The 24577-nt window shown below is 72.1% G+C and carries 27 protein-coding genes; 17 read left to right on the top strand and 10 right to left on the bottom strand.

Annotated features, from left to right (window positions below; all coding sequences use genetic code 11):
* Positions 1 to 13: 13 nt before the first annotated feature.
* Both ACFVU2_RS04055 and ACFVU2_RS04060 read left to right on the top strand, forming a co-directional pair.
* On the top strand, positions 14 to 694 hold the full coding sequence (locus ACFVU2_RS04055; protein WP_387871325.1) for an HAD hydrolase-like protein: 681 nt from the start codon (positions 14 to 16) through the stop codon (positions 692 to 694).
* An 87-nt stretch (positions 695 to 781) separates the two neighbouring features.
* A complete protein-coding gene (locus ACFVU2_RS04060; RefSeq protein ID WP_387871328.1) occupies positions 782 to 1186 on the top strand; it encodes a hypothetical protein in 405 nt (134 codons plus the stop codon).
* Positions 1187 to 1268: 82 nt separating this feature from the next.
* Here the strand turns inward: ACFVU2_RS04060 and ACFVU2_RS04065 are convergent, their stop codons facing one another.
* Positions 1269 to 3170 (bottom strand): BglG family transcription antiterminator, encoded by a 1902-nt coding sequence (locus tag ACFVU2_RS04065; RefSeq protein ID WP_387871330.1) that lies wholly within the window; start codon positions 3168 to 3170, stop codon positions 1269 to 1271.
* A gap of 247 nt (positions 3171 to 3417) precedes the next feature.
* Between ACFVU2_RS04065 and ACFVU2_RS04070 the strand changes: the two genes are divergently transcribed.
* The 6 genes from ACFVU2_RS04070 to ACFVU2_RS04095 are packed head-to-tail and all read left to right on the top strand — an operon-like array spanning position 3418 to position 8906.
* Positions 3418 to 3726: a PTS sugar transporter subunit IIB gene (locus tag ACFVU2_RS04070; RefSeq protein ID WP_387871333.1), complete on the top strand. Its 309-nt coding sequence runs from the start codon at positions 3418 to 3420 to the stop codon at positions 3724 to 3726.
* Positions 3727 to 3780: 54 nt separating this feature from the next.
* Positions 3781 to 4047: an HPr family phosphocarrier protein gene (locus ACFVU2_RS04075; protein ID WP_387871336.1), complete on the top strand. Its 267-nt coding sequence runs from the start codon at positions 3781 to 3783 to the stop codon at positions 4045 to 4047.
* A 2-nt stretch (positions 4048 to 4049) separates the two neighbouring features.
* Positions 4050 to 5741, top strand: coding sequence for a phosphoenolpyruvate--protein phosphotransferase (gene ptsP / locus ACFVU2_RS04080; protein WP_387871339.1), 1692 nt, complete (start codon positions 4050 to 4052; stop codon positions 5739 to 5741).
* Positions 5742 to 5780: 39 nt separating this feature from the next.
* Positions 5781 to 7307, top strand: a complete 1527-nt coding sequence (locus ACFVU2_RS04085) for a PTS mannitol transporter subunit IICB (protein WP_387871342.1) — start codon at positions 5781 to 5783, stop codon at positions 7305 to 7307.
* A complete protein-coding gene (locus ACFVU2_RS04090; RefSeq protein ID WP_387871345.1) occupies positions 7304 to 7741 on the top strand; it encodes a PTS sugar transporter subunit IIA in 438 nt (145 codons plus the stop codon). Before ACFVU2_RS04085 ends, ACFVU2_RS04090 begins: the two co-directional genes overlap by 4 nt.
* A gap of 13 nt (positions 7742 to 7754) precedes the next feature.
* A complete protein-coding gene (locus ACFVU2_RS04095; protein ID WP_387872389.1) occupies positions 7755 to 8906 on the top strand; it encodes a mannitol-1-phosphate 5-dehydrogenase in 1152 nt (383 codons plus the stop codon).
* 66 nt (positions 8907 to 8972) lie between these two features.
* On the opposite strand, the gene ACFVU2_RS04100 is transcribed toward ACFVU2_RS04095, so the two are convergent.
* From ACFVU2_RS04100 to ACFVU2_RS04120, 5 genes are read right to left on the bottom strand one after another with little or no spacing between them, the layout of a single operon-like run.
* On the bottom strand, positions 8973 to 9536 hold the full coding sequence (locus tag ACFVU2_RS04100; protein WP_387871348.1) for an RBBP9/YdeN family alpha/beta hydrolase: 564 nt from the start codon (positions 9534 to 9536) through the stop codon (positions 8973 to 8975).
* Between the two features lie 22 nt (positions 9537 to 9558).
* Positions 9559 to 9867 carry a hypothetical protein gene (locus ACFVU2_RS04105; protein WP_387871351.1) on the bottom strand — a complete coding sequence of 103 codons (309 nt, stop codon included), beginning with the start codon at positions 9865 to 9867 and terminating at the stop codon, positions 9559 to 9561.
* Between the two features lie 59 nt (positions 9868 to 9926).
* Positions 9927 to 11600 (bottom strand): amidohydrolase family protein, encoded by a 1674-nt coding sequence (locus ACFVU2_RS04110; protein ID WP_387871354.1) that lies wholly within the window; start codon positions 11598 to 11600, stop codon positions 9927 to 9929.
* Positions 11597 to 12220 carry a bifunctional 4-hydroxy-2-oxoglutarate aldolase/2-dehydro-3-deoxy-phosphogluconate aldolase gene (locus tag ACFVU2_RS04115; RefSeq protein WP_387871357.1) on the bottom strand — a complete coding sequence of 208 codons (624 nt, stop codon included), beginning with the start codon at positions 12218 to 12220 and terminating at the stop codon, positions 11597 to 11599. The genes ACFVU2_RS04110 and ACFVU2_RS04115 overlap by 4 nt, the downstream gene beginning before the upstream one ends.
* Positions 12221 to 12231: 11 nt before the next feature.
* The gene (locus tag ACFVU2_RS04120) at positions 12232 to 13479 is read right to left on the bottom strand and encodes an alanine racemase (RefSeq protein ID WP_387871359.1); all 1248 of its coding nucleotides are present in this window, start codon (positions 13477 to 13479) and stop codon (positions 12232 to 12234) included.
* 136 nt (positions 13480 to 13615) lie between these two features.
* On the opposite strand from ACFVU2_RS04120, the gene ACFVU2_RS04125 reads away from it, so the two are divergent.
* From ACFVU2_RS04125 to ACFVU2_RS04155, 7 genes are all read left to right on the top strand, one after another.
* Positions 13616 to 14626: a sugar kinase gene (locus ACFVU2_RS04125; protein ID WP_387871362.1), complete on the top strand. Its 1011-nt coding sequence runs from the start codon at positions 13616 to 13618 to the stop codon at positions 14624 to 14626.
* On the top strand, positions 14623 to 15399 hold the full coding sequence (locus tag ACFVU2_RS04130) for an IclR family transcriptional regulator (protein WP_387871365.1): 777 nt from the start codon (positions 14623 to 14625) through the stop codon (positions 15397 to 15399). Before ACFVU2_RS04125 ends, ACFVU2_RS04130 begins: the two co-directional genes overlap by 4 nt.
* A complete protein-coding gene (locus ACFVU2_RS04135) occupies positions 15396 to 15800 on the top strand; it encodes a RidA family protein (RefSeq protein ID WP_387871367.1) in 405 nt (134 codons plus the stop codon). The genes ACFVU2_RS04130 and ACFVU2_RS04135 overlap by 4 nt, the downstream gene beginning before the upstream one ends.
* Positions 15801 to 15934: 134 nt before the next feature.
* A complete protein-coding gene (locus ACFVU2_RS04140; protein ID WP_387871370.1) occupies positions 15935 to 17038 on the top strand; it encodes a type III polyketide synthase in 1104 nt (367 codons plus the stop codon).
* A 30-nt stretch (positions 17039 to 17068) separates the two neighbouring features.
* Positions 17069 to 17593, top strand: coding sequence for an isoprenylcysteine carboxyl methyltransferase family protein (locus ACFVU2_RS04145; protein ID WP_387871372.1), 525 nt, complete (start codon positions 17069 to 17071; stop codon positions 17591 to 17593).
* Positions 17590 to 18633, top strand: coding sequence for an NAD(P)/FAD-dependent oxidoreductase (locus tag ACFVU2_RS04150; protein WP_387871375.1), 1044 nt, complete (start codon positions 17590 to 17592; stop codon positions 18631 to 18633). Before ACFVU2_RS04145 ends, ACFVU2_RS04150 begins: the two co-directional genes overlap by 4 nt.
* A gap of 99 nt (positions 18634 to 18732) precedes the next feature.
* On the top strand, positions 18733 to 19059 hold the full coding sequence (locus ACFVU2_RS04155; protein WP_387871378.1) for a hypothetical protein: 327 nt from the start codon (positions 18733 to 18735) through the stop codon (positions 19057 to 19059).
* Positions 19060 to 19134: 75 nt separating this feature from the next.
* On the opposite strand, the gene ACFVU2_RS04160 is transcribed toward ACFVU2_RS04155, so the two are convergent.
* From ACFVU2_RS04160 to ACFVU2_RS04175, 4 genes are all read right to left on the bottom strand, one after another.
* Positions 19135 to 19503: an META domain-containing protein gene (locus ACFVU2_RS04160; RefSeq protein ID WP_387871380.1), complete on the bottom strand. Its 369-nt coding sequence runs from the start codon at positions 19501 to 19503 to the stop codon at positions 19135 to 19137.
* A 122-nt stretch (positions 19504 to 19625) separates the two neighbouring features.
* Positions 19626 to 21221 carry a hypothetical protein gene (locus tag ACFVU2_RS04165; protein ID WP_387871383.1) on the bottom strand — a complete coding sequence of 532 codons (1596 nt, stop codon included), beginning with the start codon at positions 21219 to 21221 and terminating at the stop codon, positions 19626 to 19628.
* An 80-nt stretch (positions 21222 to 21301) separates the two neighbouring features.
* Complete coding sequence (locus ACFVU2_RS04170; RefSeq protein WP_387871386.1) at positions 21302 to 22288, bottom strand: hypothetical protein; 987 nt, start codon at positions 22286 to 22288, stop codon at positions 21302 to 21304.
* Positions 22289 to 22366: 78 nt separating this feature from the next.
* The gene (locus tag ACFVU2_RS04175) at positions 22367 to 23563 is read right to left on the bottom strand and encodes an MFS transporter (RefSeq protein WP_387871389.1); all 1197 of its coding nucleotides are present in this window, start codon (positions 23561 to 23563) and stop codon (positions 22367 to 22369) included.
* A 134-nt stretch (positions 23564 to 23697) separates the two neighbouring features.
* Between ACFVU2_RS04175 and ACFVU2_RS04180 the strand changes: the two genes are divergently transcribed.
* Both ACFVU2_RS04180 and panD read left to right on the top strand, forming a co-directional pair.
* Positions 23698 to 24150 carry a MarR family winged helix-turn-helix transcriptional regulator gene (locus tag ACFVU2_RS04180; protein WP_387871392.1) on the top strand — a complete coding sequence of 151 codons (453 nt, stop codon included), beginning with the start codon at positions 23698 to 23700 and terminating at the stop codon, positions 24148 to 24150.
* An 11-nt stretch (positions 24151 to 24161) separates the two neighbouring features.
* Positions 24162 to 24575, top strand: coding sequence for an aspartate 1-decarboxylase (gene panD / locus ACFVU2_RS04185; protein ID WP_387871395.1), 414 nt, complete (start codon positions 24162 to 24164; stop codon positions 24573 to 24575).
* Positions 24576 to 24577: the final 2 nt, after the last annotated feature.

Below are 24577 nucleotides of genomic sequence, written 5' to 3' on the forward strand. Positions count from 1 at the left end.
CGATGGGTGGGCTATGACCACCCCCATCACCCCCACCGTCACTCGGACGTGGACCTGCGTGCTGTTCGACCTCGACGGCACCCTCACCGACTCCGCACCGGGCATCACCGGCTCCCTCGTCAGCATGTTCGAGGAGCTCGGCCGCCCGGTCCCCACCCCCGCCGAGCTCGTCGAGTACGTCGGCCCGCCGCTGCTGGACTCTCTCGAGAAGTTCGCCGGCATGGACGAGACCGAAGCCCGCGCCGCCCTCGCCGTCTACCGCACCCACTACGCCGCGCACGGCGCGTTCGACAGCGCGGTCTTCCCCGGCATCCGCGGGCTGCTCGAGCGCCTGCAGGCCTCCGGGATCCCGCTCGCCATCGCGACCAGCAAGCCCGAGTCGCAGGCGACGCGCATCCTGGAGCACTTCGACCTGGCGAAGTACTTCACCGTGATCACCGGCGCGAGCGAGGATGAGTCCCGCAGCGCCAAGGCGGACGTCGTCGAGGAGGCGCTGCGCCGTCTCACCGCGGGGGGCGTCGACCTCGACCACACGGTCATGGTCGGCGACCGCCAGTACGACGTGGAGGGCGCGGGCGCCCACGGGCTGCCGACGATCCTCGTCGAGTGGGGCTACGGCTCCCCCGCCGAGGCCGCCGGAGCGATCGCGGTCGTCCACTCGGCCGACCAGCTGCGGAGTCTGCTGCTCGGCTGAGCGGAGGCAGGGGCGCGATCGGGGCGCGAGTACGCTGGAGTGTTGTTGCAACACCGCACCACCCAGACATACAGCACTAGGAAGATCATGCGCATCCGTACCACTCTGCTCGCACCCGCCGCCCTCGTCGCGGCCCTCTCCATCGCCACCCTCGCCGGCTGCTCCAGCACCGGATCGGACTCCTCGTCCACCCCGAGCTCGTCGCAGACCCAGGCCTCGGCCTCGCTGCCCTCGGACTTCCCGAAGAGCGACGTCCCGCTCGTCGACGGCCAGATCGTCGTCGCCCGCGGAGACAAGGACAACGGCTGGTCGGTCACCGTCCAGCCCACCACCAAGACCGGCTTCGCCGACGCGTCCGCCGCGCTCGAGAAGGCCGGCTTCACCAAGCAGGCCGGCTCGACCGACTCGAAGGCCGTGTACACGAGCGACAAGTACACCGTCTCCGTCGGCACCCCCGGCGTCTCGGTGACGTACACCGTCACGGCGAACTAGGCTTCGCGCCTCCCTCGCTCCCGGACCGCCGGTCGCCTCGCGCGACCGGCGGTTCGTCGTCTCGGCGGGCGTGCGACGGTCGTCAGGTGTCGATGATGCGGACGAGCTCGTCGATGAAGGCGGTGAAGGTGTCGGCGCGGCGGATCAGGCCGAGCACGGCCTCCCGGTCGCCGAAGACCTCGACGAACTGATCGAACACCGTCTGGAACGACGCCCGCCCGCCCGCGTCGAAGGCGATGAAGGCGATGACGTTCACGCGCGCATCGCCCCAGTCCATCGCCGTGTCGTTCACGACGATGGCGATCGCGGTGCGCTTGGCGCTCATGGTCATCGCGTGCGGAACGGCGAGGGAGTCGGTGAAGGCCGTCGACGACATCTGCTCGCGCTCGATCGTCTGATCGATGTAGTCCTGGTCGATCGCGCCGGCGGCGATCATCCGGTCGCCCAGTGCCCGGATCATCGTGATCGCGTCGCGCGCGTAGAAGTTGCGCAGGAACAGGCTCTCGTCGAAGTACTCGAGCAGGTCGTTCTTGATGCGCGCGCGGCGGCGCTGCCGGCGGATGCGCGCGACGGCCTGCCGGATGTGCTCCACGTCCGTCTCGGTCACGAACGGCTGCACGATGACGGCGTTCTCGCGGCGGCCCCGCGGGTCGATCGTGGTGAGCACGAGGTCGGCGTCGATGGCGGCCCAGTCGGCGTCGGCCGTGGTGATGACGCTCGTGACGTCGAGGTCGTCGCCGAGGGCGCTCTCGAGCCGGTCGCGCAGCAGGATGTGCATGTCGTAGTAGTTCGGGCACACCACCGCGCAGGTCACGGCGTCGCGTCGCCGGGACTGCTGCTCCAGATACGCGCCGACGTGCATGGCGATGTAGGCGATCTCGTCCTCGTTGACCTCGATGCCCTCGGCCGCCTGCAGCCGGCTCGCGATGTACACGGCGAGCTCGTAGATCATCGGGTACGAGCTCTTGATGGAGCGGGTCAACGGGTTGCGGGAGTACGACTTCTGGTGCGCGCGGGCCACGAGGTTCTGCACGTGCAGGGTGAGGCGCACGATGAAGTTCTCGTCGCGCAGGTCGACCAGGTACTCGGTGGAGGCGCGCGCGACGATGCCGCGCACCACCTCCAGGTCGGCCTCGCTCACGAACTCCTCGACCGTGTCGCGCCCGGCGCCCGGCGCGATGACGCGCGTGCGGAGCAGGATGGCCAGGTAGCGCAGCTCGGTCGGGTCGAGCACCACGTCGAAGTGCTTCGCGACGAGCCCGCCGAGGTCGTCGGCCAGGGAGCGGATGGTCTCGCTCACCTCCGGGTCGCCGGCCGCGGGCAGCACGCGGTCCTTGGCGACCCGGTCGAGGGCGACGGCCATGTGCAGGAGCACGTCGTTGATGCCGTACTCGTTGACGAAGAAGCCGCGGGAGTCGAGCATCCCGACCAGGTCCGACTTGAACTCGGTCAGACCGCGGGAGGAGAACGCCTCCTGGATGCGCGCGATGTCGACGACGCCCTGCCGCATCTCGTCGCGGAACAGCCGGCTGATGAGCTTGCGGCGGGCGATCTCCGGGCCGGTGAGCTGCACGACCGGCCCCTGCCGCTGCAGCGCGAGCTCCGTGTCGGCGAGGATGCCGCGCAGCCGGGTGAGATCGGATTCGATCGTCGACTCGCTGACGAACAGGCTCTCGGCCGCCTCGTAGACGTCGACCCCGTCGGGCTCGTCGAGCAGGCGACGTGCGACGAAGACCAGGCGCTCCTGCGGCGAGCCCGCGCCCGGGTCCGTCGGAGACCCGCCGTCGAGGTGGGCCGCGTACGCCTCCGGTCGCACCCGGTAGCCGCTGGCGCCCGATTCGACCAGGTCGCCCAGCGCGGCCGAGTAGGTGCGGATGCTGCGCGTGGTGACGCCGAGGTCGTGCGCGAGCTCGGCGGCCGTCACCCAGGCAGCACGGCGCACCAGGATGTCCAGCATCCTCGTCTGCTGTGCCGAGAGCGCCACCCGCACCACCTTCCGCCTACGAGTCAATCACCTACCGCACCGTAGACCGAGGCGCATCCCACCGATCTTCCTGTCCCCCCGGAAGCCGGGCAGGGGCGGCTCGGCCTTCCGCAGGGCTTCCGCACCCCCGGAAGAAACCCTGCTGGAGGCGGCGGCCGAACGGGACGACCATGGCAGACGATCCACCGGAACCACCAGATCCCTCCGCTCCACCCAGCAACTCCGCGTTACCGAAAGGCACAGGTCGATGAAGATCGTGGTCGTCTGCGGCGCGGGTGCCTCGAGCACCTTCGTCGCCGTCAAGCTCCGCAACGCGGCAGCCGCGCGCGGCATCCCGGTGACCGTCGAGGCGGGCAGCGTCTCGCAGCTCGACTCCCTGGACGGCATCGACGTGATCCTCGTCGGCGCACATCTCGAAGCCTCGGTCCCCGCCCTGCGCGACCGCGCCGCCGCTTCGGGGACCGCGGTCGCCGTGCTCCCGCCGATCTCCCCCGCCGCCCTCGACGGCGCCCGGACGCTGGACCTGGCTCTCGACAGCCGGACGACGGCACTATGAGAGCACGAGCCTTCCCGGTACCCCGGGGCATCGAAACATCGAAGGAGAACACCCATGGCTGAGCGGATCATCACTGTCGGATCGACCCACGGACTGCACGCACGACCGGCGAAGCTCTTCGTCGAGGCCGTCAAGAGCTCCGGAGCCTCCGTGCAGCTGTCGAAGGAGGGCGGCAAGTCCGTCGACGCCGGGAGCATCCTGGGCGTGATCTCGCTGGGCATCGACCACGGCGACAAGATCGTCCTCACCACCGACGCGGCCGACGCGGATGCGGTGCTCGACGACCTCGCCGACATCCTCACCACGGACCACGACGCCTGATCATGTCGACCGTGCCGAACGAATCCGCGACCGCGCAGCTCACCGGCGCCGGAATCGGCCAGGGCGTCGCCCTCGGCCGGGTCCTGCGCATGTCCGACCCGCTCCCCGAGCCGGCCGAGACCCCCAGCACCCGCACCCCCGACGAGGAGAAGGCGCGTGTCGCCGACGCCGTCGCGACCGTCGCCGCCGATCTGCGGTCCCGCGCCGCGAAGGTCACCGGCATCGCCGCCGACGTGCTCGAGGCGCAGTCGATGATGGCGGAGGACTCCACCCTCGCCGACGACGTCGCCACCCGGATCGACGGCGGCACCACCGCCGAGCGCGCCGTGTTCGAGGGCTTCGCGGTGTTCCGCGACATGCTCATCGGCCTCGGCGGCTACATGGGCGAGCGCGCCACCGACCTCGACGACGTCGCCCAGCGCGTGATCGCCGCACTCTCGGGCCGGCCCGCTCCCGGCGTCCCGGAATCGGACGAGCCCTACGTGCTCGTGGCCCACGACCTCGCGCCCGCCGACACCGCCCTGCTCGACCTGGGCAAGGTCCTCGGGCTGGTCACGCGCGAGGGAGGCCCGACCTCCCACACCGCGATCCTCGCCCGCGAGAAGGCCATCGTCGCGATCGTCGGCGTGGCCGGAGCGGACACGCTCGCCGACGGCACCGAGGTCATCGTCGACGCGGCCTCGGGCACCGTCACGGTCGCGCCGTCCGACGACGCACGCACGGATGCGCAGCGGCGCATCGAGGAGCGCGCGGCGGCCCTGTCCGGCGGCCTCGAGCCCGGCGCCCTCGCCGACGGCACGGCGATCCCCCTGCTCGCCAACCTCGGCTCGGCGGAGGGCACCCAGAAGGCGCTCGACGCGGGAGCGGAGGGCGTCGGCCTGTTCCGCACCGAGTTCCTCTTCCTCGACCAGCGCATGGCCCCGACCGTCGAGCAGCAGCGCGAGCACTACATCGCGCTCCTCTCGGCCTTCCCCGGCAAGAAGGTGGTCGTGCGCGTGCTCGACGCCGGCGCCGACAAGCCCCTCGCGTTCCTCAACGACGCGCACGAGGACAACCCGGCGCTCGGCCTCCGCGGCCTGCGCGCGCTGCGGGCCAACGAGGATCTGCTGCGCGAGCAGCTCACGGCCCTGGCCGAAGCGGACGCCGCCACGGAAGCCGACCTGTGGGTCATGGCGCCGATGGTGTCGACCGTCGAGGAGACCCGCTACTTCGTCGAACTCGCGAGCGGGTTCGGGCTGAAGACCGTCGGCGTGATGGTGGAGGTCCCCTCCGCCGCACTGCTCGCCGACCGCGTGCTGCAGACGGCCGCGTTCGCCTCCATCGGCACGAACGACCTGACGCAGTACACGCTCGCCGCCGACCGCCTGCTGGGCTCGGTCGCCGGCTTCCAGGACCCGTGGCACCCCGCCGTCCTCCGCCTCATCGGCGAGGTCGGCGCTGCGGGCGCGGCACAGGGCAAGCCGGTCGGCATCTGCGGCGAGGCCGCCGCCGACCCGCTGCTCGCCGTCGTGCTCGTCGGCCTCGGCGCCACCACCCTCTCGATGTCGCCGGCGGCACTCGCCGACGTGCGGCTCTCCCTCACCCGTCACACCCTCGCCCAGGCCCGAGCCCTGGCCGAGATCGCCTTGGCCGCCGACGGCGCGGCCGAAGCCCGGGACGCGGTCCGTGCGGCCGCCTCCCTCTCCCCGCAGTGACACCTCCCCGGTGATCACCGACAGAAACGAGGCCCCATCATGACATCGGCGACAGAGACGTCGGCGACGGCGTCGACCCCGAAGAAGCCCGGCGGCGCCCGCGTCGCCGTGCAGCGCTTCGGCACCTTCCTCTCGAGCATGGTGATGCCGAACATCCCGGCATTCATCGCGTGGGGCATCATCACCGCCCTGTTCATCGCCGAGGGGCCTCTCCCGAACAAGGACATCGCCAGCCTGGTCGGCCCGATGATCACCTACCTGCTGCCGCTGCTGCTGGCGAACACCGGTGGACGCCTCGTCTACGGCGTCCGCGGCGGCGTGGTCGGCACGATCGCGGCGATGGGCGTCATCGTCGGCTCCGACATCCCGATGTTCATCGGTGCGATGATCATGGGCCCGCTCGGCGGCTACCTGATGAAGCTGGTCGACAAGATCTGGGAGGGGAAGATCAAGGCGGGCTTCGAGATGCTCGTCAACAACTTCTCGGCCGGCATCCTCGGCTTCATCCTCGCGATCGGCGCCTTCTTCGGCATCGCGCCGCTGGTGGAGGGCCTGAGCAAGGCGCTGGAGGCCGGGGTCAACTGGCTCGTCTCGGTGCACCTGCTGCCGCTGGTCAGCATCCTGGTCGAGCCCGGCAAGGTGCTCTTCCTCAACAACGCGATCAACCACGGCGTCTTCACCCCGATCGGCACGCTCGAAGCGCAGCAGACCGGCAAGTCGATCCTGTTCCTCATCGAGACGAACCCCGGCCCCGGCGCCGGAATCCTGCTCGCGTGGGCGATCTTCGGTCTCGGCGCCGCCCGGGCGAGCGCTCCCGGAGCGTTCATCATCCAGTTCTTCGGCGGCATCCACGAGATCTACTTCCCGTACGTGCTGATGAAGCCGATCCTCATCATCGGCGCCGTCCTCGGCGGCATGACCGGTGTGGCGGTGAACGTCGCCTTCCAGACCGGCCTGCGGGCGCCGGCGGCGCCGGGATCGGTGTTCGCGATCTTCGCCCAGGCACCGGTGGCGAACATGTTCGGCATCGCGGTCTCGATCGTCGCCGCCGCGGCCGTCTCGTTCGCCTTCAGTGCGATCGTGCTGCGCTCCACCCGCAAGCGCGACCTCGCCTCCGGCAACGCGGGCGACCTCTCGGCAGCGGTCGCGCAGACCGAGGCCAACAAGGGCAAGTCGTCCAGCGTCCTCGAGGGCCTGGTCAACGAGGGCGAGCACGACACCGGAGACGCCCAGGGCGACGCCACCGATCGACTGGTGCGCAACATCGTCTTCGCGTGCGACGCTGGGATGGGCTCGAGCGCGATGGGCGCATCCGTCCTGCGCAACAAGATCAAGAAGGCCGGAGTGGAGGGGGTCACGGTGACGAACCAGGCCATCGCGAACCTCGACGGCACGGCCGACCTCGTGATCACCCAGCAGCAGCTGACCGATCGCGCGAAGGGTCAATCGCCCGACTCCGTCCACGTGTCCGTGGACAACTTCATGAACAGCCCGCGCTACGACGAGGTCGTCGACCTCGTCAAGACGCAGCAGGCCCAAGCAGCACCGGAGGACGCCAGCAAATGACCGACACGATTCTCGACCGGGCGAACGTCGTGGCCGCGGGTTCCGCGACCACGCGGGAGGACGCGATCCGCGAGGCGGGCGCGCTGCTGGTGAACGCCGGCGCCGTGCTCCCCGGGTACGTCGACTCGATGCAGGACCGCGAGGACACGGTCTCCACCTTCATGGGGAACGGGCTCGCCATCCCGCACGGCACCAACGAGTCCAAGGACGAGATCACCCGTTCGGCGCTCTCCTTCATCCGCTACTCCTCGCCGCTCGACTGGGGCGGCGAGGAGGTGCGGTTCGTCGTGGGCATCGCCGGGCAGAACAACGAGCACCTCGAGATCCTGTCCAAGATCGCCATCCTCTTCTCGGAGGAGGACGACGTGCAGAAGCTCATCGACGCCCCGGACGCGGACGCCCTGTTCGCGCTCCTCGGCGACGTGAACGAGTGAGGTGACCGAACGCATGAAGGCCGTCCATTTCGGAGCCGGCAACATCGGCCGCGGCTTCGTGGGGCTCCTGCTCCACGAAGCCGGGTACGAGGTCGTGTTCGCCGACGTCAACGCCGAGCTGATCGACGCGCTGGCCGCGGCCGACTCGTACGACGTGCACCTGGTCGGCGAGCAGTCGCAGACCAGGACCGTGACCGGGTTCCGCGCGATCAACAGCGCGACCGACGAGGAGGCGCTGGTCGCCGAGATCGCGACCGCGGACGTGGTCACCACCGCGGTCGGCCCGCGCATCCTGCGCTTCGTCGCCCCGGTGATCGCGAAAGGCCTCGCGGCGCGCGCGGACGACGCGACCCGGCTCGCCGTCATGGCCTGTGAGAACGCCATCGGCGCGACCGACCTGCTGGCCGCCGAGCTGATGGACGGACTGCCGGACGACGAGACGCGGGAGGCGCTGGGCGCCAAGGCGGTCTTCGCCGACACCGCCGTCGACCGGATCGTGCCCGCACAGGATCCCGGCGCGGGCGTGGATGTGACGGTCGAGACGTTCTACGAGTGGGTGGTGGATCGCAGCCCCTTCGCCGGTCATGAGCCGGTCATCCCGGGCGCGCACTTCGTCGACTCGCTGGCGCCGTACATCGAGCGCAAGCTCTTCACGGTGAACACCGGCCACGCCACTGTCGCCTACACGGGCTTCCTGCAGGGCGCCACCACGATCAGCGAGGCCATCGCCATCCCGGCCGTGCGTCAGGCCGCCGAGTACGCCCTGCTCGAGACCTCCGCGGCGCTCGTCGCCAAGCACGGTCTCGACGAGGACGAGATGGCCGCGTACCGCGCGAAGATCCTGGACCGCTTCACCAACCCGCACCTGGTCGACGAGGTCACGCGCGTCGGCCGGGAGCCGCTGCGCAAGCTCGGCCGCAACGACCGGTTCATCGGGCCGGCCATCGACCACGTCGCCTACGTGGGGACGGTGCCACAGGCGCTGCTCGCCGCCGTCGGCGCCGCCCTGCGCTTCCGCGTGCCGTCGGACACGCAGAGCGTCGAGCTCACGCACCTCCTCGAGGAGGCGTCCGCAGAGGACATCGTCACCGAGGTGACCGGCGTCATCCCGGGCGAAGTGCTCTACGAGCCGCTCGTCGCGATCGTGCGCGAGGTGCAGGGCTGAGTTCGGCCCTGTCGAGACGACGGAGGCGCTCCGGCCATCGCGGCCGGGGCGCCTCCGTCGTTCCGGTCAGCGGGGCTGCAGCGTGGTGGTCGGGTCGAAGCACCACGCCAGCATCGACGGCCATTCGCCGTAGCCCGCGCTCAGCTCGAGATGGCCGCCGCCGGGGATGACCTGGATCGGGATGCCCAGCGGCGCACCGTAGGCCGCCTGCGCCCCCTCGGGGCAGAACGGGTCGTCATCGGAGGCGACGATGGTCGTCGCGTAGGCGGGACGTGCCGGGTCGGGCGAGGCGAACGCGGCGATCTCGGGGATGCCGGCCACGACCTCCCGCGACGGGGGCGCGACCAGGACCACACGGTCGACCGCGGTGTCCAGCGGGCGCGCGCCGAGCCACAGCAGGCACGCGAGGCTGTGGCAGACGACGGTCACCTCGGCCCCGTCGGCGGCGGCCGCACGCAGCGACACCGCGGCTGCATCCCGCCATGCCGCGACCGACGGTGCGGCCGCACTCGGGAGCTGCGGATACTCGACGCGCTCACCGCGCGCCCGCAGGGCCGTCGCGAGCTCGTGCTGCCAGTGCCCGGGCGGTCGGTGGTTGTCCCAGCCGTGCAGGATCAGGAAGCTGCGCATGCCGTCGAGCGTAGCGCGCGGTTCAGGTCCCGCCCGAGGCGTACCGGTAGCCCTCTTCTACGGTGAACCCGTCGCCGAGCTCTACTCTGAGATCGTGTGCGAGACGGCCCCCTTCGGCCAGCCACGCTCTTCCGAGGTCGGGATCATCCCATCCACCGTCGGGATTGAAGTGGTCGAACCATTCGTCATACCACCGCCGCATTCTCACGGTGAGGCCCGGCGACAGGCCGTAGTCCTCGGGGGACATGTCCGGCCCCGGCTCGGCCTCCCACAGCGGCCACCGGTGACCCCAATCGGGGAAGAGGCGGACATCCCGCGGCTTCTGTTCCATCGGCTGCCTAACTGCAGAAGGATCCGCCGTCTTTCAATGGGAGGGCTGTGATCACGCGGTCATTGCTGTTGGAGGCGACCGCTCGAACGTTGTAGGCGTCGAGCAGCACGTTGTTCTGATTGTAGAAGCCCATGACGTAGCGCGCGGCCTGGGCGGGACCCGGTCCGCTGCCCGTCCGCGAGGACCGCCTCGCCCGCGACGAAGACCCAGGGGATACCGGTCGCCTGCCGCCGGGGCTCGGCGAACGTCGCGCGGTCGGCGACGGTCGACGGGTCGAAGAGCACGACGTCGGCGACCATCCCGGGCGCGATGCGGCCGCGATCGGCGAGGCCGAGGAGGGCGGCCGGGCGCGCGGAGAGGTGGACGATCGCGTCCTCCAGCCGTAGCACCCCCTCGTCGCGGACGTAGTGGCCGAGGTAGCGCGGGAAGGTGCCCCAGGCGCGGGGATGCGGCTTGTCGCCGACGAGGATCCCGTCGCTGCCGCCCGTGTGCCGGGGATGCGCCATCATCGTGCGCACGTTGGCCTCGTCGCCGACGTGCTGCAGGATGCCGGTGCCGAGCCGGTCGGCGACGAGGAGGTCCAGTGCGACGGTGGAAGCCGGGTGGCCCGACTCGATCGCGAGGGCGGCGACGGTGCGGCCGACCCGGCCGGAGAGGGCGGGGTCGCGCACCCCGGAGATCTCGATGGTGTCCCACTCGACCGGCACGCCGTGGCAGCCGTCGCTGCCGACGACGTCGAGCTCGTATGCGATGCGCTCGCGGGCCGCAGGGTCGAGCAGGCGGTCGAGGGTCGCCGCAGGGCCGTCCGCTGCGGCCCACGACGGCAGCAGGGCGGCGAGAGTGGTCGAGCCCGGGAGGTACGGGTAGGTGTCGAACGTGAGGTCGACGCCGGAGGCGACGGCGTCGTCCAAGAGCGCCACCAGCTCTCGCGCCCGGCCCCGGTTGACGCCGAAGTTCATGGTGGCGTGCGCCAGGTGCAGGGCGACGCCGGAGCGGCTGGCCACCTCGATCATCTCGGCGTACGCCTCCAGCGCGCCGGCGCCGTAGGACCGCTGGTGGGGGACGTAGACGCCGCGGTGGGCGGCGACCACCTCGCAGAGCGCCACGAGCTCGTCCGTGCCGGCGAACATCCCGGGCACGTAGGTGAGGCCGGACGACATCCCGAACGCCCCGTCGCGCATGCCCCGGTCGACGACCGCGCACATCGCGGCGATCTCGGCGGCGGTGGCGGGGCGGTCGGCGGTGCCCACGACGTCCAGTCGCACGGTGCCCTGCGGCACGAGCGCAGCGACGTTGGCCGCCGGTCGCGCCCGGTCGACCGCGTCGAGGTAGCCGCCCACCGTCTCCCAGCCGAGGTCGAGACCAGGCGGGATGCCGTTCCAGCCCGCGAGCTGCTCGCGCAGCACGTCGATCGCCGCCGGTGTCGCGGGCGCGTACGAGAGACCGTCCTGCCCGACGACCTCGGTCGTCACGCCCTGCGAGACCTTCGCGAGATGGACGGGGTCGGTCAGCACGGCGAGATCGGAGTGCGCGTGCATGTCGATGAGCCCGGGGGCGATCGCGAGGCCGTCGGCGTCGATCACCTCGGTCGCGGAGGCGCGCAGCTCATCGAGGCGTCCGCCGACCCGCTGGATGCGCCCGTCGGCGAGCAGCACATCCCCGGTCTCACCGGGACGGCCGGTGCCGTCGAGCACCAGGGCGCCGCGGATGAGCGTGGGCGCCGGCCCGGTCATGCGCCCGTCGCGGCGGCGCCGAACTCCCGCGCGCGCTCGGTCACGGAGCCCCAGGCCGCCGCCTCGATGTCGGCGGCGCTCACGACGCTGGAACCCGCGGTGACGGCCAGGGCGCCCGCATCCATCCAGTGCCGCGCGCTGTCCGCGTCGAGGCCGCCCGACGGCACGAAGGGGACGCCCGGGAAGGGCCCGCGCAGGTCGCGCAGATAGCGGGGCCCGACGAGCGAGGCCGGGAAGACCTTCACCGCCGCCGCGCCCAGCTCGACGGCGCGCATCACCTCGCTCGGGCTCAGCGCGCCGAGCAGGATGGGCACACCGGCCTCCCGCGCCACCCCGGCCGCGCTCTCGCTGAGACCGGGCGTCACCAGGAAGCGCGCGCCCGCGGCGATGGCCGCTTCCGCGGTGCGCGCGTCGGTCACGGTGCCGGCGCCGACGAGGGCGTCGTGCTCTCCCGCAACGGCTGCAGCGATCACGTCTTCGACGCCTGGAGTCGTGAAGGTGAACTCGACCGTGCGGATGCCGCCCGTCGCCAGCGCGCGGCACAGCGCGACGGGGTCGTCGATCCGCGGCGCGCGCACGACGGCGAGCGCGCGGTCGGTGCGGAGGGTGTCGATGAGCATGCGGGGTCCGTTCAGCCGAAGGCGGTCTCGAGCAGGCCGGTGACCCGCGGCTCGGCGGCGAGCGCGTCGTCGACGACCGCGAGGGCGCGCCACTTGTCGAAGGTCGTGCACGGGTGCGAGAGACCGAAGCGGATCACGTCCCCGACCTCCACGCGGGCATGGGAGGGCAGGCGCACGAAGGTGTGCTGGTCGTTCATCGCGGTGACGACGGCGCCGGCGAGCGGGAGGTCGCGTTCGGTGCCGAAGGGGCGCACCGCCTGCGGGACGGGCATCCCTTCGTCGTAGGGGAAGTCGCGCTTGCCGGCGTCGACGAGCGCGAGCCCCGGCTCCGGACGCGACACGACCGTGGCCCAGCCGTGGATCGCCGAGCGGAACTCACCGCCGCCGACCCGGCCGAGCGGCGTGATCACGCTGTAGAAGCCGTCGTCGTGCGTGATGTAAGCGCCCGAGCGCAGCAGGATCTCGACGACCCGGCCGCCCGCGCCGTCGAGGTCGCGGCGGGGCGCGAGCACCTCGGCGACGACATCGAAGTAGGCGCTCCCCCCGGCCGTGAGGACGACGGACGCACCCGGCGGGTAGAGGCCAGCCGATTCGAACCCGTCGTGCAGGGCTCCGAGGGTCTCGAGGTAGGCACGCACCGTCGCGAGGGCCTCGGGACGGGCGTCGTGCGCGAGCGCGCCCTCGTAGCCCGCGACCCCCGCGAGCCGGAGCGCCGGAGAGGCGGCGACCGCGCGCCCGACGGCGAGCGCCTCGTCGATCGTGCGAGCGCCCGTGCGCCCGCCGGGTGCGCCGAGCTCGACGAGCACGGCGAGCGGCTCCGGGAGGTCGAGGCCGGTCAGCGACTCGGTCATGATCTCGACGGCGCGCAGGGAGTCGGCCCAGACGGTCAGCCGATCGGCGTCGGGGGCGAGGGCGCGCAGCGCGGACGGCTGCACGAGGGCGTTGGCGAGCAGCACGCGCGGGACGCCCCAGCCGAGGGCGACGGAGGCCTGCCACGGGGTCGCGACGGTGATCCCCCAAGCACCGGCGTCGAGCTGCCGCTGCCAGAGCTCCCGGCTCATCGTGGTCTTGCCGTGCGGAGCGAGCCCGACGCCCGCGTTGCGGCCCCACTCGGCCATCGTCGCGAGGTTGTGCGCGACGGCGCTCTCGCTGAGCGTGACGAGCGGGGTGGGGAAGTCGTGCAGCGGCGGTCGAGACTCGCCGAGCGCGGCGACCTCGGCGGCGGCGTAGCCGAGGGGCACGGCCTTGTACTCTCTCACGTCGATCCTCCGGGATAGGCGTCGTTGCGTATGTTGCAACGCTCGTTGCAGTGTGTGCTCGTTCTGTTCTAGCATGCCTCTGGACGTCCGCCAAGACGACGTCCGCCGCCGAGAGACGCCGCAGAGAGGAGGGGCCGTGCCGTCACCCCTGCTCGTCACCCTCGGCGAAGCGCTCGTGGCGCTCTACCCCGACCGGCACCGCCCGCTCGCGGAGGCGGAGACCTTCGGCTCCGACGTCGGCGGCGCCGAGTTCAACGTGGCGACCTCCCTCGCCCGGCTCGGACTGCCGACGGCCTGGATCTCCCGGCTCGGCGCGGACGGCTTCGGCGAGCGCATCCGCCGGGTCGCCGCCGAGGCCGGACTCGACACCGCGGCCGTGGAGGTCGACGAAACACGCCCCACCGGCCTCTACATCAAGGAGTCGACGCCCGGAGCCGACGGCATCGCCACGCGGATGCACTATTACCGCCGCGACTCCGCCGCTTCGGCCCTCGGACCGGACACGCTCCGCGCCGCTCCGGCCGCCGGCCTGCTGCACCGGGCGAGCCACCTCCACACCAGCGGTATCACGGCCGCTCTCTCGCCGAGCACGGCGGAGGCGGTGGCCGGACTCCGAGCCACCGCCGGCCCGGACGCCCTCATCAGCGTCGACCTCAACTTCCGCCCCCGGCTCTGGCACGACCGCGACACCGCACCGCTCGACGCCCTCGTCGGACAGGCCGATCTGCTGTTCGCAGGCCACGACGAGGCGGCCGCCCACTTCGGGCACACCGACCCCGCCCGGTTCTTCGCCGCCTTCCCCCACCTCGACGCCCTCGTCCTCAAGGAGGACGCGCACCGCGCCTCCGTGCACCGCCGCGACGGCCGCGAGACACACGTGGCCTGCCTGACGGTGGAGGTCGTGGAGCCGGTCGGCGCGGGGGACGCGTTCGCGGCGGGCTTCCTCGCCGGGCTGGCCGACGGCCGCGACGACGAACAGGCGCTGCGTCTCGGGCACGCTCTCGCCGCCCTGACCCTGATCGGGCACGGAGACCGCCCGGTCTCCGTGCCCGCACCGGCCGAGCGCGCGACCATCGCCGACGCCGCCGACGCCGCCTGGGCCGGGTGGCACGTGCATCCCGGCGAGATCCCCTGGAGGTCCGCATGAGCCAGTCCCTCGCCCGCGCCCTCGACGTGCTCGATCTGGTCTCGCGCGGTGTCGCCACCCTCGACGCCCTGGCCGAGCAGGTCGGCGTGCACAAGACCACCGTCCTCCGCCTCCTGCAGACCCTGGAGCAGCGCGGATTCGTCGGCCGCGACCGTTCGCACCGCTACCACCTCGGCCCGGCCGTGTTCGCCCTCGCCGAGAGCGCCCTCGACGCCCGGGACGTGCGCTCGGCCGCCTCCGCCGCGCTGCGGGAGCTCGCCGCCGAGACCGGGCAGACGGTCCACCTCGCGACCTACCAGGACGGCGTCGTCACCTACATCGACAAGGTGGAGTCGCGCCAGCCGTTGCGCATGTACTCCCGCGTCGGCCTCCCGGCCGCCCTGCACGCGACCGCCGTCGCCAAGGTGCTCCTCGGCGGCCTCGAGGCGACCGAGCTCGACCGCATCGCCTCCGGAGTCGACTTCGAGAAGTACACGGAACGCACCATCGCCACCCCCGCCGCCCTCGTCGACGAGGTGCGCCGGAGCGCGGAACGCGGCTGGGCCGAAGACCACGAGGAGCACGAGACGTTCATGAACTGCGTGGGCGCCCCCGTCTTCGGCGCCGACGGACGGATCGCCGCGGCCGTCTCGGTCTCCGTGCCGAACGTCGTGCTGCCCTACGACGGGGTCCTCGGGCTGCTCCCCGCCCTCCTCGCCGCCACCTCCCGCATCTCCGCCGAGCTGGGGGCGCCCGCCTCCGGCCTCCCGACCGTCTCGAAAGGCACCCCATGACCGACCGCATCGCCGTCTCCACCGCCGACGCCCCGGCTCCCGCCCACACCTTCTCGCAGGGCGTGCGGCGCGGACCGTTCCTGCAGGTGTCGGGACAGGGGCCGGTCGACCCGGCCACCAGCGAGTACCTGCACCCGGGCGATGTGAAGGCGCAGACCATCCGCACCCTCCAGAACGTCGAGGCCATCCTCGCCGCGGGCGGCGCGACGTTCGACGACGTCATGATGCTGCGCGTCTACCTCACCACCCGCGACGACTTCGGCCCGATGAACGACGCGTACGGCGAGTTCGTCGGCGCGCGCGTCGCCTCGGACGTGCTGCCGGCGCGCACCACCGTGTTCACCGGGCTGCCGCGCGCGGAGATGCTCGTCGAGATCGACGCGCTGGCCGTCCTGGCCTGAGGCCGTCGCGATCATTCGTGCCGAATGTCGCGAAAGCGGCGCGCTGAGCCCGCATTCGTCACGAATGATCGCCCTCGATGTGAGGCGGCCGTGAGCGACCGTCGCCGGGCGCGCCCCGGGTGTACGTTTCGCATGTGAGCCGAATCGTGTCGGTGGCGCCGGTGCTCCCGGCCCGCAGCTACCCCCAGCAGGAGATCACGACCGCGCTGCTGGGGATGATCACTCCGGACCCGCAGCGCCAGGCCGTGATGCGCCGCATCCACGCGTCGAGCGGGGTGGAGACGCGCAGCCTGGTCATGCCGCTTGAGCGGTACAGCTCCATCGCGTCGTTCCAGGAGTCGAACGACTTCTTCATCGCCGAGGGAACCACCCTCGCCGAGCGCGCCATGACAGGCGCGCTCGCGTCGGCCGGTCTCGAGCCCGCCGACGTCGACTTCCTGCTCTTCACCTCGGTGACCGGTATCGCCGCGCCGTCCATCGACGCCCAGCTGGTCGCCCGGCTGGGGCTGCGGCCCGACGTCAAACGGCTGCCCAGCTTCGGCCTCGGCTGCGTCGCCGGGGCGGCGGGAATCGCCCGCGTCCACGACTATCTGACCGGGCATCCCGGGGAGGTCGCGGTGCTGCTGTCGGTGGAGCTGTGCTCCCTGACCATGCAGGCGAGCGACGACTCGATGGCCAACATCGTCGCCAGCGGGCTCTTCGGCGACGGGGCGGCCGCTGTCGTGATGGTCGGCGACGAGAAGGCGGCGACGCTCGGCCTCGCGGGACCGGAGGTGGTGGACACGCGCAGCCGCATCTACCCCGACACGGCCGACGTGATCGGCTGGGACATCGGAGGGACGGGGTTCCGCATCGTCCTGAGCGCGGGAGTGCCCGCCGTGATCGAGAGCAACTTCGCCGGCGACGCCCGGGGCATCCTCGCCGCGCACGGCCTCGACGTCGCCGACGTGGGAGCGTGGGCCGCGCATCCCGGCGGACCGAAGGTGCTCGAGGCGTTCGCGCAGGCCCTCGACCTGCCCGAGGGAGCACTCGACGCCAGCTGGAGGTCGCTGGCGCGGGTCGGGAACCTGTCGTCCGCCGCGGTGCTGCACGTGCTCGCGGAGCAGCTCGACGCCCACGAGCCCGGCACCATCGGGCTGCTGTTCGCCCTCGGCCCGGGAGTGACGAGCGAGCTGGTGCTGCTGCGCTGGGCCGACGGCGCACCGCGGGTGCACGACGCGATCGGCGCGGCCGCGTGAGCCGGGCGGCGCGATGATCTGGGCAGAACGATGATCTGGTATGGCATCCTCGTCCTGGCGACCGGCGGCGAGCGCATTGCGGAGCTGGTCGTCTCAGCCCGCAACGCCCGCTGGTCGTTCGCGCGCGGCGGCGTCGAGTTCGGGCGCGGGCACTTCCCCCCGATGGTCGCGCTGCACACCGGCCTCCTGCTCGCCTGCCTGGCCGAGGTCTGGTTCGGCGACCGCCCGTTCCTGCCGTGGCTCGGCTGGCCGATGCTCGTGCTCGTTCTCGCCAGCCAGGCGCTGCGCTGGTGGTGCATCGCCTCCCTCGGGCCGCGCTGGAACACGCGCGTGATCATCGTGCGCGACCTCCCCCTGGTGGAGCGCGGGCCGTACCGCTGGCTGAAGCACCCGAACTACGTCGCCGTGGTCGTCGAGGGCTTCGCCCTCCCGCTCGTGCACACCGCGTGGATCACCGCCATCGCCTTCACCGTGCTGAACGCGGTGCTCCTGCTCGCGGTGCGCATCCCGTGCGAGGATCGGGCACTGGCCACCGTCCTCCCCGCACGGGCATGAGCGCACCCGACCTGGTCGTCATCGGCGGCGGACCGGTCGGACTGGCCTGCGCGATCGAGGCGCGCCTCGACGGGATGGACGTGCTGGTCGTCGAGCCGCGATCCGGCCCGATCGACAAGGCCTGCGGTGAAGGCCTCATGCCGGGTGCGCTCGCGGCGCTCCACCGCATCGGGGTCGACCCGCAGGGGCACCCGCTGGCCGGCATCGCGTATGTGGACGGCTCCTCCCGGGTCGAGCACCGGTTCGCCGAGCGACCGGGTCGCGGCGTGCGGCGCACCGTCCTGCATTCCGCCCTCGAGGCACGCGCGGAGCAGCTGGGTGCACGACGTGCGGAGGGACGGGTCGTCGGCCTGGACCAGCAGCGCGACCGCGTGAGGATCACTCTCGCCGACGACACCGTGCTCGACACCCCCTGGGCGATCGCGGCCGATGGCCTGCACTCGCCGGTGCGCCGCCTGCTCGGGCTCGAGAGACGGCCTCAGGTCGAGTCGCGACGGCGATTCGGCGTGCGCAGGCACTACGCCATCGCGCCCTGGAGCGATCTGGTCGAGGTGCACTGGTCCCCGCTGGCAGAGGCGTACGTCACCCCGGTCGACGAGCACACCGTCGGAATCGCCGTCCTGGGGCGCCGCCCGCTGGATCAGGAGGCAGTGCTCGCGTCGCTTCCCGCGCTCGCCTCCCGGCTCGACGGCGCCGAGACCGTCGGGTCGACCAGGGGCGCCGGGCCGCTGCTGCAACGGGCGCGGTCGCGGGCGTCCGGCCGCACTCTGCTCGCCGGGGACGCCTCCGGCTACGTCGACGCCCTCACCGGCGAGGGGATGCGCGTCGGGTTCTCGCAGGCCCGCGCCGCCGTCGCGGCCGTTCGCGCGGGCGACACCGAGCAGTACGAGCGCGCCTGGCGGGCCACGACACGGGACTTCCGGATGCTCACCTCGGGCCTCGTGATCGCGGCGCGCTCCCGATTTCGGTCGCGGATCGTGCCGACCGCGGCGGCCCGGCCCGAGCTGTTCGGCTCGATCGTCGAGCGCCTTTCGCGCTGAAAATGCATGCATAGGACAGCGTCAAGGGTGTATTCGACCGGCATCCCTGCGTAGAATGTAGACGACTTACCATCACGTACTGATATTTGCGAGGTCTTCATGAGCCGCTCCGCCGACGAGAGTTCACCAGCCCGTCGCCGCACGTCTCCCGAGGCCTCACCCTTCCGCGCCCAGCCGAGCGCGGTCGGCGGCCCGACCGCCCGGAACCGCACCACCATCACGTTCTACTTGACCGAGGCGCTGCGCAACCGCGCCCGGTCGGTCTATCGGGCCACGTCGTTCGCCGAGCGCGACAGCAGTTGGTCCGAGATGCTCACCAAGGCGCTCCTCGCCGAGGTGGAGCGTCGAGAGATCGCTCACAACGACGGCGAGAGCTTCACCGTCACCGACGAGCCACTGACTCCCGGCAGACCCATCGGGTTCTGACCGGGACGAGAGGGCGTCTCGCGGGGATCCCCCCAACTACGCCGCGAACGCCCTCTCACTCACCGGTCGGCACGCTCAGCCCTTGGCGAGCGTGCCGACCTTCTCTCCGCCGTTCGCATAGACGACGAGGTCGCCGTCGGAGATCTTGGCCGTGTTCGCGCGGCTCAGCCACGGGTTGACGCCGTCGCAGGCTTTGAGCGTGGAGGCGAAGGGCCCGAACGTGAACGTGTCTCCGCTGATCGTTCCCTTGCCGGACATGGCGTTGCAGCCGTCGGTGCCGCTGAACGACCCGTCGTCCGTGATCGTGAGGTTGGGCTGGCCCGAGCTCGACGATCCCCAGGTCCCGGTGAAGGACGACGCGGACGACGAGCATCCGCTGAGGGCGACGACCGCGGCGACGGCGGCGAGGGCGAGGGCGGCGCGGGCAGGTCGCAGGCTCATCATGACTCACACCGTAGTGGTCGGCGGACGACGGGCGGAAGAGGGATCGCCGACGCCTCCCGGGCAGCGCGGAGCGGGCCGCCGATGCCGGATGGACCGGCGGCCCGCTTGCCGTGCACGCGCGACTACCGCGTGCGGTTGTGCCGCCGCTCCCGGCTGGCAGCCATGAAGAGAGCCAGCACTCCGATGAGAGCGAGCAGTGCGGCGAGGCCGCCGACGGCCAGCTCGTTCGAGCCGGTCGAGGCGAGCATCGCCGAACCGCCCGAGCCCAGGGCGACGACGGCACCGACTGATGCGGTCGTCATCCCGGCACCGATGCTCCCTCCACCGGGGACGACCGGAGTCGTCGGGGTGGTGGGGGTGGTCGGCGTGGTCGGCGTGGTGGGCGTCGTCGGGGTGGTCGGGGTCGTGGTCGACCCGGTCGTCCCGCTGTCGCCGACGACGCTGATCGCGTTGCCGCCGAGGGTCACGGGGATGCCCGCGTCGATCGGCAGCTGCACCCCGCCGACCAGACCGCCCAGCAGGCCGCCTCCCAGGAGGCCGCCCCCGGTTCCCGAGCCGGTCCCGCCGCTGGTCGCGGTGGTCCCGCCGGCCGCGGGAGGAGCGGTGGTGGTCGAACCGGTGGAGGACGAGTCGCCCAGCACACTGATCGCGTTACCGCCGGCGGTCACGGGAACACCCGCGTTCACCGGAGCCTGCACGTTCCCGAGCAGACCGCCCAGCAGACCCGAATCACCCGAGCCGGAGGCCGGCCCGGTCGACGTGACGGTCGATCCGGGAGTCGCCGCCGGAGCGGACGTCTGCGAACCCGCCGACGACGAGTCGCCCAGCACACTGATCGCGTTACCGCCCGCGGTCACCGGGACACCCGCGTTCACCGGCGCCTGCACGTTCCCGAGCAGACCACCCAGCAGACCCGAATCACCCGAACCGGAGGCCGGCCCGCTCGACGTCACCGTCGAACCGGGAGTCCCCGCCGGAGCGGACGTCTGCGAACCGGACGACGACGAGTCACCCAGCACACTGATCGCGTTACCGCCCGCGGTCACCGGGACACCCGTGTTCACCGGAGCCTGCACGTTCCCGAGCAGACCACCCAGCAGACCCGAATCACCCGAACCGGAGGCCGGCCCGCTCGACGTCACCGTCGAACCGGGAGTCGCCGCCGGAGCGGACGCGTGCGAGCCGGCCGACGACGAATCGCCCACCACACTGATCGCGTTACCGCCGACCGTGACAGGCACGGCCGCATTCACCGGCGCCTGCACGGCGCCGACCAGGCCCCCGTCGCCCGACGAATCGACGGCGGTGGCAGCCGGCGCCGGGGCCGCGGCGGCGGGTGCCGTCTGCGACTGGGCACTGCCGGCATCGCCGACCACGCTGATCGCGTTGCCGGTGACCGTCACCGGCACCGCGACGTCGGCGACCGCCTGGGTGCCGTCGAGGACGCCGCCGACGGCGGACGGGTCGATGGTGAGCGACGGCGCCGCCGCGGGCGCCGGAGCGGCCGTGGTCGCCCCCGCCGAGGAGGAGTCCCCCAGGAGGGAGATGCCGTTGCCGGAGATCGTCACCGGCACGGAGAGCCCGACGACCGCTTGGGCGCCGGAGCCGGCGCTGTCGCCGGTGGGAGCCTCGGCGGCGTTCGCGGCCGCGGTGCCCGCCAGCCACAGCCCGCCGGCGCAGAGGGTGATCCACAACCCTCGCGAGACGTACTTGTTCATGGTTCAGCCTTTCGAATGAGTGATGTCGCCTCCGGAGGGGAGGCATGGTCGCGTTCTGCCCGAGGGCAGACGGGACCCACTCAGTCGGGGCTGGTGTCGTGGTCGGCGACGGGGGACGCCGGGATCCGGTCGTCCGAGACGGCATGGTTCGAGGCTCCGAGGGCCCGCGCGGGCAGGGCGCTGCTGTCGGCGACGGCCGACAGCGCGAGTCCCCCGCCGGCCGCCGAGGCGGAGCCGGCTCCGGCGCTTCCCGCGGGCACCGCGGGCGGCGGCGCCTGGCCGTTCCCGCCCGGCTGTCCCGGCGAGGGCGCCGCGGGATCCGCGGTTCCGCCGGACGCCGCGCCGTTCGGCACGGCCGCAGCGTCCGTTGCGGCCGGGTCACCGGCGGATCGGGCGGCGAGCGGCCCGCTGACGGTCGCCGCAGGCGAGCCCGCAGCGGTGGGCGTGGTCGAGGTGGTCGCGATCGCGCCTGGTCCACCGTTCCCGGCGGGCGGCTGCGACACGACGGGCGGCCCGGAGACGCCGGGCGCGAGGGGGGCGACGGCATCGGTGACGACGCCTGCGACACCCGAGACCGTCTGATCGACGAGTCCGGTGACCGGAGCGGTGACCGACTGGACCGGGGTGCCGCTGCCGAGCAGGCCGGTCACCACGTCGCCGACGACCGGTGTCGAGGTGACCACCGTGTCCACCGCCGACGCCACGGGCTGCACCACGGCGGCCACCGGGGCCGAATCGGCGATGCCCGAGACCGCGGATGTCACCGGGGTCACGACCGCGGAGACGACCTGCTTCACCGGCTCCGGGAGCACGGGCGCCACGCTCGACGTCACCGCGCCGACCGTCTGACCGAGCCCGCTCGTCAGCCCCGTGACGACACCCCCGAGTCCGGAGGACGCAGCGGGCGGAGGCGGCGGTGGCGCAGTCTCGTCGGCATGCGCGGAGCCTCCGCCGAACAGGAGTCCGAGGGCGATCAGTCCCGCTCCGCCGATGACGGAGCCGAGGAGGACGCGGAGGGGAAGGCGCGAGGGGAGTAGGTCATCAGCCGCATCCACCATCACGATCACCCCCTGATCGTCACGCTGTTCGGTACTTCAGGGATGTCCAGTTCGTTCGAGACACCGGTGAGTGTACGCCTCCGTCTACTAGACGGGAAGGGTCACTTCCGCGGCCCCCTGCGCTGCGGATCGGCGACGGGAGGCGGCGGACGACCCGGCGGCGATCGTCACGACGACGACGGCCGCCACGGTCATCCCCGCTCCGACCCAGAGCGGAGAGGTGTAGCCGAGCCCTGCAGCGATGGTGAGTCCGCCCAGCCACGCGCCGATCGCGTTGCCGACGTTGAAGGCGGCGATGTTCGCCCCCGACGCCAGAGTCGGCGCGTGATCGGCGTAGGTCAGCACCCGCAGCTGCAACGCGGGGACGGTCGCGAACCCGGCAGCGCCCATCAGTACGAGGGCGATGACCGCCGGGACGGGCATCCCGGCCACGAGTGCGAATCCGACGAGCACGAGCGCGAGCACGGAGAGCAGCACCAGGAGCGTCCGGTCGATCGAGCGATCGGCGAGGCGTCCGCCGACCCAGTTGCCGACGAAGAGGCCGAGGCCGAAGAGGATGAGCAGCCACGGGACGGCGCTCGCCTCGAACCCGGAGACCCCGGTGAGCGTGTACGCGATGTAGGTGAACGCGCCGAACATCCCGCCGAAACCGAGCACCGTGGCGACGAGGGAGAGCCAGACCTGACCCGAGCGGAACGCGCTGAGCTCGCGACGCAGGCTGGTGCCGCCGGCGTCCGCCGCATCCCGTGGCACGAGCACGGCCACACCGATCAGGGCGATCACTCCGATACCGGTGATGGCCCAGAACGTGGAGCGCCACCCGGCCGCCTGGCCGAGCAGGGTGCCGAACGGGACGCCCAGGACGTTCGCGGCGGTGAGGCCGGTGAACATGATCGCGATGGCACGCGCGCGCTTCTCGGGCCCGACGAGCCCGGCCGCGACGACCGAGCCGATGCCGAAGAACGCGCCGTGGCAGAGCGCGGCGACGACACGGCCGCCGAGCATCATCGCGTAGGTGGGTGCGAGGGCCGAGAGCAGGTTGCCGATGATGAAGAGCACCATCAGGCCCAGTAGAGCCGCCTTGCGCGGGATGCGGGTGGCGGCCGCGGTCAGGGCGATCGCGCCGACCGCGACGGCGAGCGCGTAGCCGGAGATGAGCCATCCGGCGGCGGCTTCGTCGACGTGGAAGTCGGCGGCCACCTCGGGCAGCAGCCCGGCGATGACGAACTCGGTCAGGCCGATGCCGAATCCGCCGAGTGCGAGGGCGATCAGGCCAGCAGGCATGTGAAGACTCCGTGAGTGAGGGGGGTGGGTGGGAAGAACGCGTATCCTGTTAGTTGCAGACGCGCTATAAATAGTTGCACGTGCAAGTACATTGCGCAAGCCCGGCGCGTCGGCTTCAGCAGACAGGAGACCCCGTGGGGATCGGAGACGACGCGGTCGAGGTGCGCGCCCAGGGGTGGCGCACCCTCGCCGCACTGCACAACTTCATCGAGAACGGGCTGGAGCGCGCGCTGACCCGCGACGCCGGCCTCTCGGTCGTCGAGTACACCGTGCTGGATGCCCTCAACCGGCAGGACGGCTGGCACATGCGCATGCAGCAGCTCGCCCGGGCGAGCGCCCTCAGCCCCAGCGCCACCACGCGCCTGGTCAACCGGCTGGAGGAGCGCGGCCTGCTGACCCGCGTCGACTGCCTCGACGACCGCCGCGGCACCTACACCGAGCTGACCCGCGCAGGCCACGCCCTGCTCGACCGGGCACGACCGGTGCACGATGCCGCGCTCGAGCACGCCCTGGCCGAGGCGACCGACCTCCCCGAACTGGCAGCGCTGGTGGCGGCCCTGCCGCAACTCGCGCTCGCGACCCGCTGAGAGGCCCGGCCATGCTCCGCACGATGTTCACCTCCAAGATCCACCGCGCGACCGTCACCCACGCCGACCTGCACTACGTGGGCTCGCTCACCGTCGACCTCGACCTCCTCGACGCCGCCGACCTGCTGCCCGGGCAGCAGGTGTCGGTGGTCGACATCGCCAACGGCAACCGGTTCGAGACCTACCTCATCCCCGGCGAGCGCGGCAGCGGGGTCATCGGCGTCAACGGCGCGGCCGCGCACCTGGCCCACGTCGGCGATCTGGTGATCGTGATGGCCTACGGGCAGATGGACGAGGACGAAGCCCGTTCGCACATCCCGCGCGTCGTGCACGTGGACGAGGCCAACCGCATCGTCGCCGTCGGCTCGGACCCGGCCGAGGCTCTCACGCCGGGCGTCGAGACGCCGCCCTTCGCGCTCCGCTGACA

It is taken from the genome of Leifsonia sp. NPDC058194, assembly GCF_042883605.1.
Classification (GTDB): domain Bacteria; phylum Actinomycetota; class Actinomycetes; order Actinomycetales; family Microbacteriaceae; genus Leifsonia.

Coding starts and splice junctions, on each gene's coding strand:
- ACFVU2_RS04055 (WP_387871325.1), top strand. CDS start 14: ATGACCACCCCCATCACCCCCACCGTCACTCGGACGTGGACCTGCGTG.
- ACFVU2_RS04060 (WP_387871328.1), top strand. CDS start 782: ATGCGCATCCGTACCACTCTGCTCGCACCCGCCGCCCTCGTCGCGGCC.
- ACFVU2_RS04070 (WP_387871333.1), top strand. CDS start 3,418: ATGAAGATCGTGGTCGTCTGCGGCGCGGGTGCCTCGAGCACCTTCGTC.
- ACFVU2_RS04075 (WP_387871336.1), top strand. CDS start 3,781: ATGGCTGAGCGGATCATCACTGTCGGATCGACCCACGGACTGCACGCA.
- ptsP (WP_387871339.1), top strand. CDS start 4,050: ATGTCGACCGTGCCGAACGAATCCGCGACCGCGCAGCTCACCGGCGCC.
- ACFVU2_RS04085 (WP_387871342.1), top strand. CDS start 5,781: ATGACATCGGCGACAGAGACGTCGGCGACGGCGTCGACCCCGAAGAAG.
- ACFVU2_RS04090 (WP_387871345.1), top strand. CDS start 7,304: ATGACCGACACGATTCTCGACCGGGCGAACGTCGTGGCCGCGGGTTCC.
- ACFVU2_RS04095 (WP_387872389.1), top strand. CDS start 7,755: ATGAAGGCCGTCCATTTCGGAGCCGGCAACATCGGCCGCGGCTTCGTG.
- ACFVU2_RS04100 (WP_387871348.1), bottom strand. CDS start 9,536: ATGCGCAGCTTCCTGATCCTGCACGGCTGGGACAACCACCGACCGCCC.
- ACFVU2_RS04105 (WP_387871351.1), bottom strand. CDS start 9,867: ATGGAACAGAAGCCGCGGGATGTCCGCCTCTTCCCCGATTGGGGTCAC.
- ACFVU2_RS04110 (WP_387871354.1), bottom strand. CDS start 11,600: ATGACCGGGCCGGCGCCCACGCTCATCCGCGGCGCCCTGGTGCTCGAC.
- ACFVU2_RS04115 (WP_387871357.1), bottom strand. CDS start 12,220: ATGCTCATCGACACCCTCCGCACCGACCGCGCGCTCGCCGTCGTGCGC.
- ACFVU2_RS04130 (WP_387871365.1), top strand. CDS start 14,623: ATGAGCCAGTCCCTCGCCCGCGCCCTCGACGTGCTCGATCTGGTCTCG.
- ACFVU2_RS04135 (WP_387871367.1), top strand. CDS start 15,396: ATGACCGACCGCATCGCCGTCTCCACCGCCGACGCCCCGGCTCCCGCC.
- ACFVU2_RS04145 (WP_387871372.1), top strand. CDS start 17,069: ATGATCTGGTATGGCATCCTCGTCCTGGCGACCGGCGGCGAGCGCATT.
- ACFVU2_RS04150 (WP_387871375.1), top strand. CDS start 17,590: ATGAGCGCACCCGACCTGGTCGTCATCGGCGGCGGACCGGTCGGACTG.
- ACFVU2_RS04155 (WP_387871378.1), top strand. CDS start 18,733: ATGAGCCGCTCCGCCGACGAGAGTTCACCAGCCCGTCGCCGCACGTCT.
- ACFVU2_RS04160 (WP_387871380.1), bottom strand. CDS start 19,503: ATGATGAGCCTGCGACCTGCCCGCGCCGCCCTCGCCCTCGCCGCCGTC.
- ACFVU2_RS04165 (WP_387871383.1), bottom strand. CDS start 21,221: ATGAACAAGTACGTCTCGCGAGGGTTGTGGATCACCCTCTGCGCCGGC.
- ACFVU2_RS04175 (WP_387871389.1), bottom strand. CDS start 23,563: ATGCCTGCTGGCCTGATCGCCCTCGCACTCGGCGGATTCGGCATCGGC.
- panD (WP_387871395.1), top strand. CDS start 24,162: ATGCTCCGCACGATGTTCACCTCCAAGATCCACCGCGCGACCGTCACC.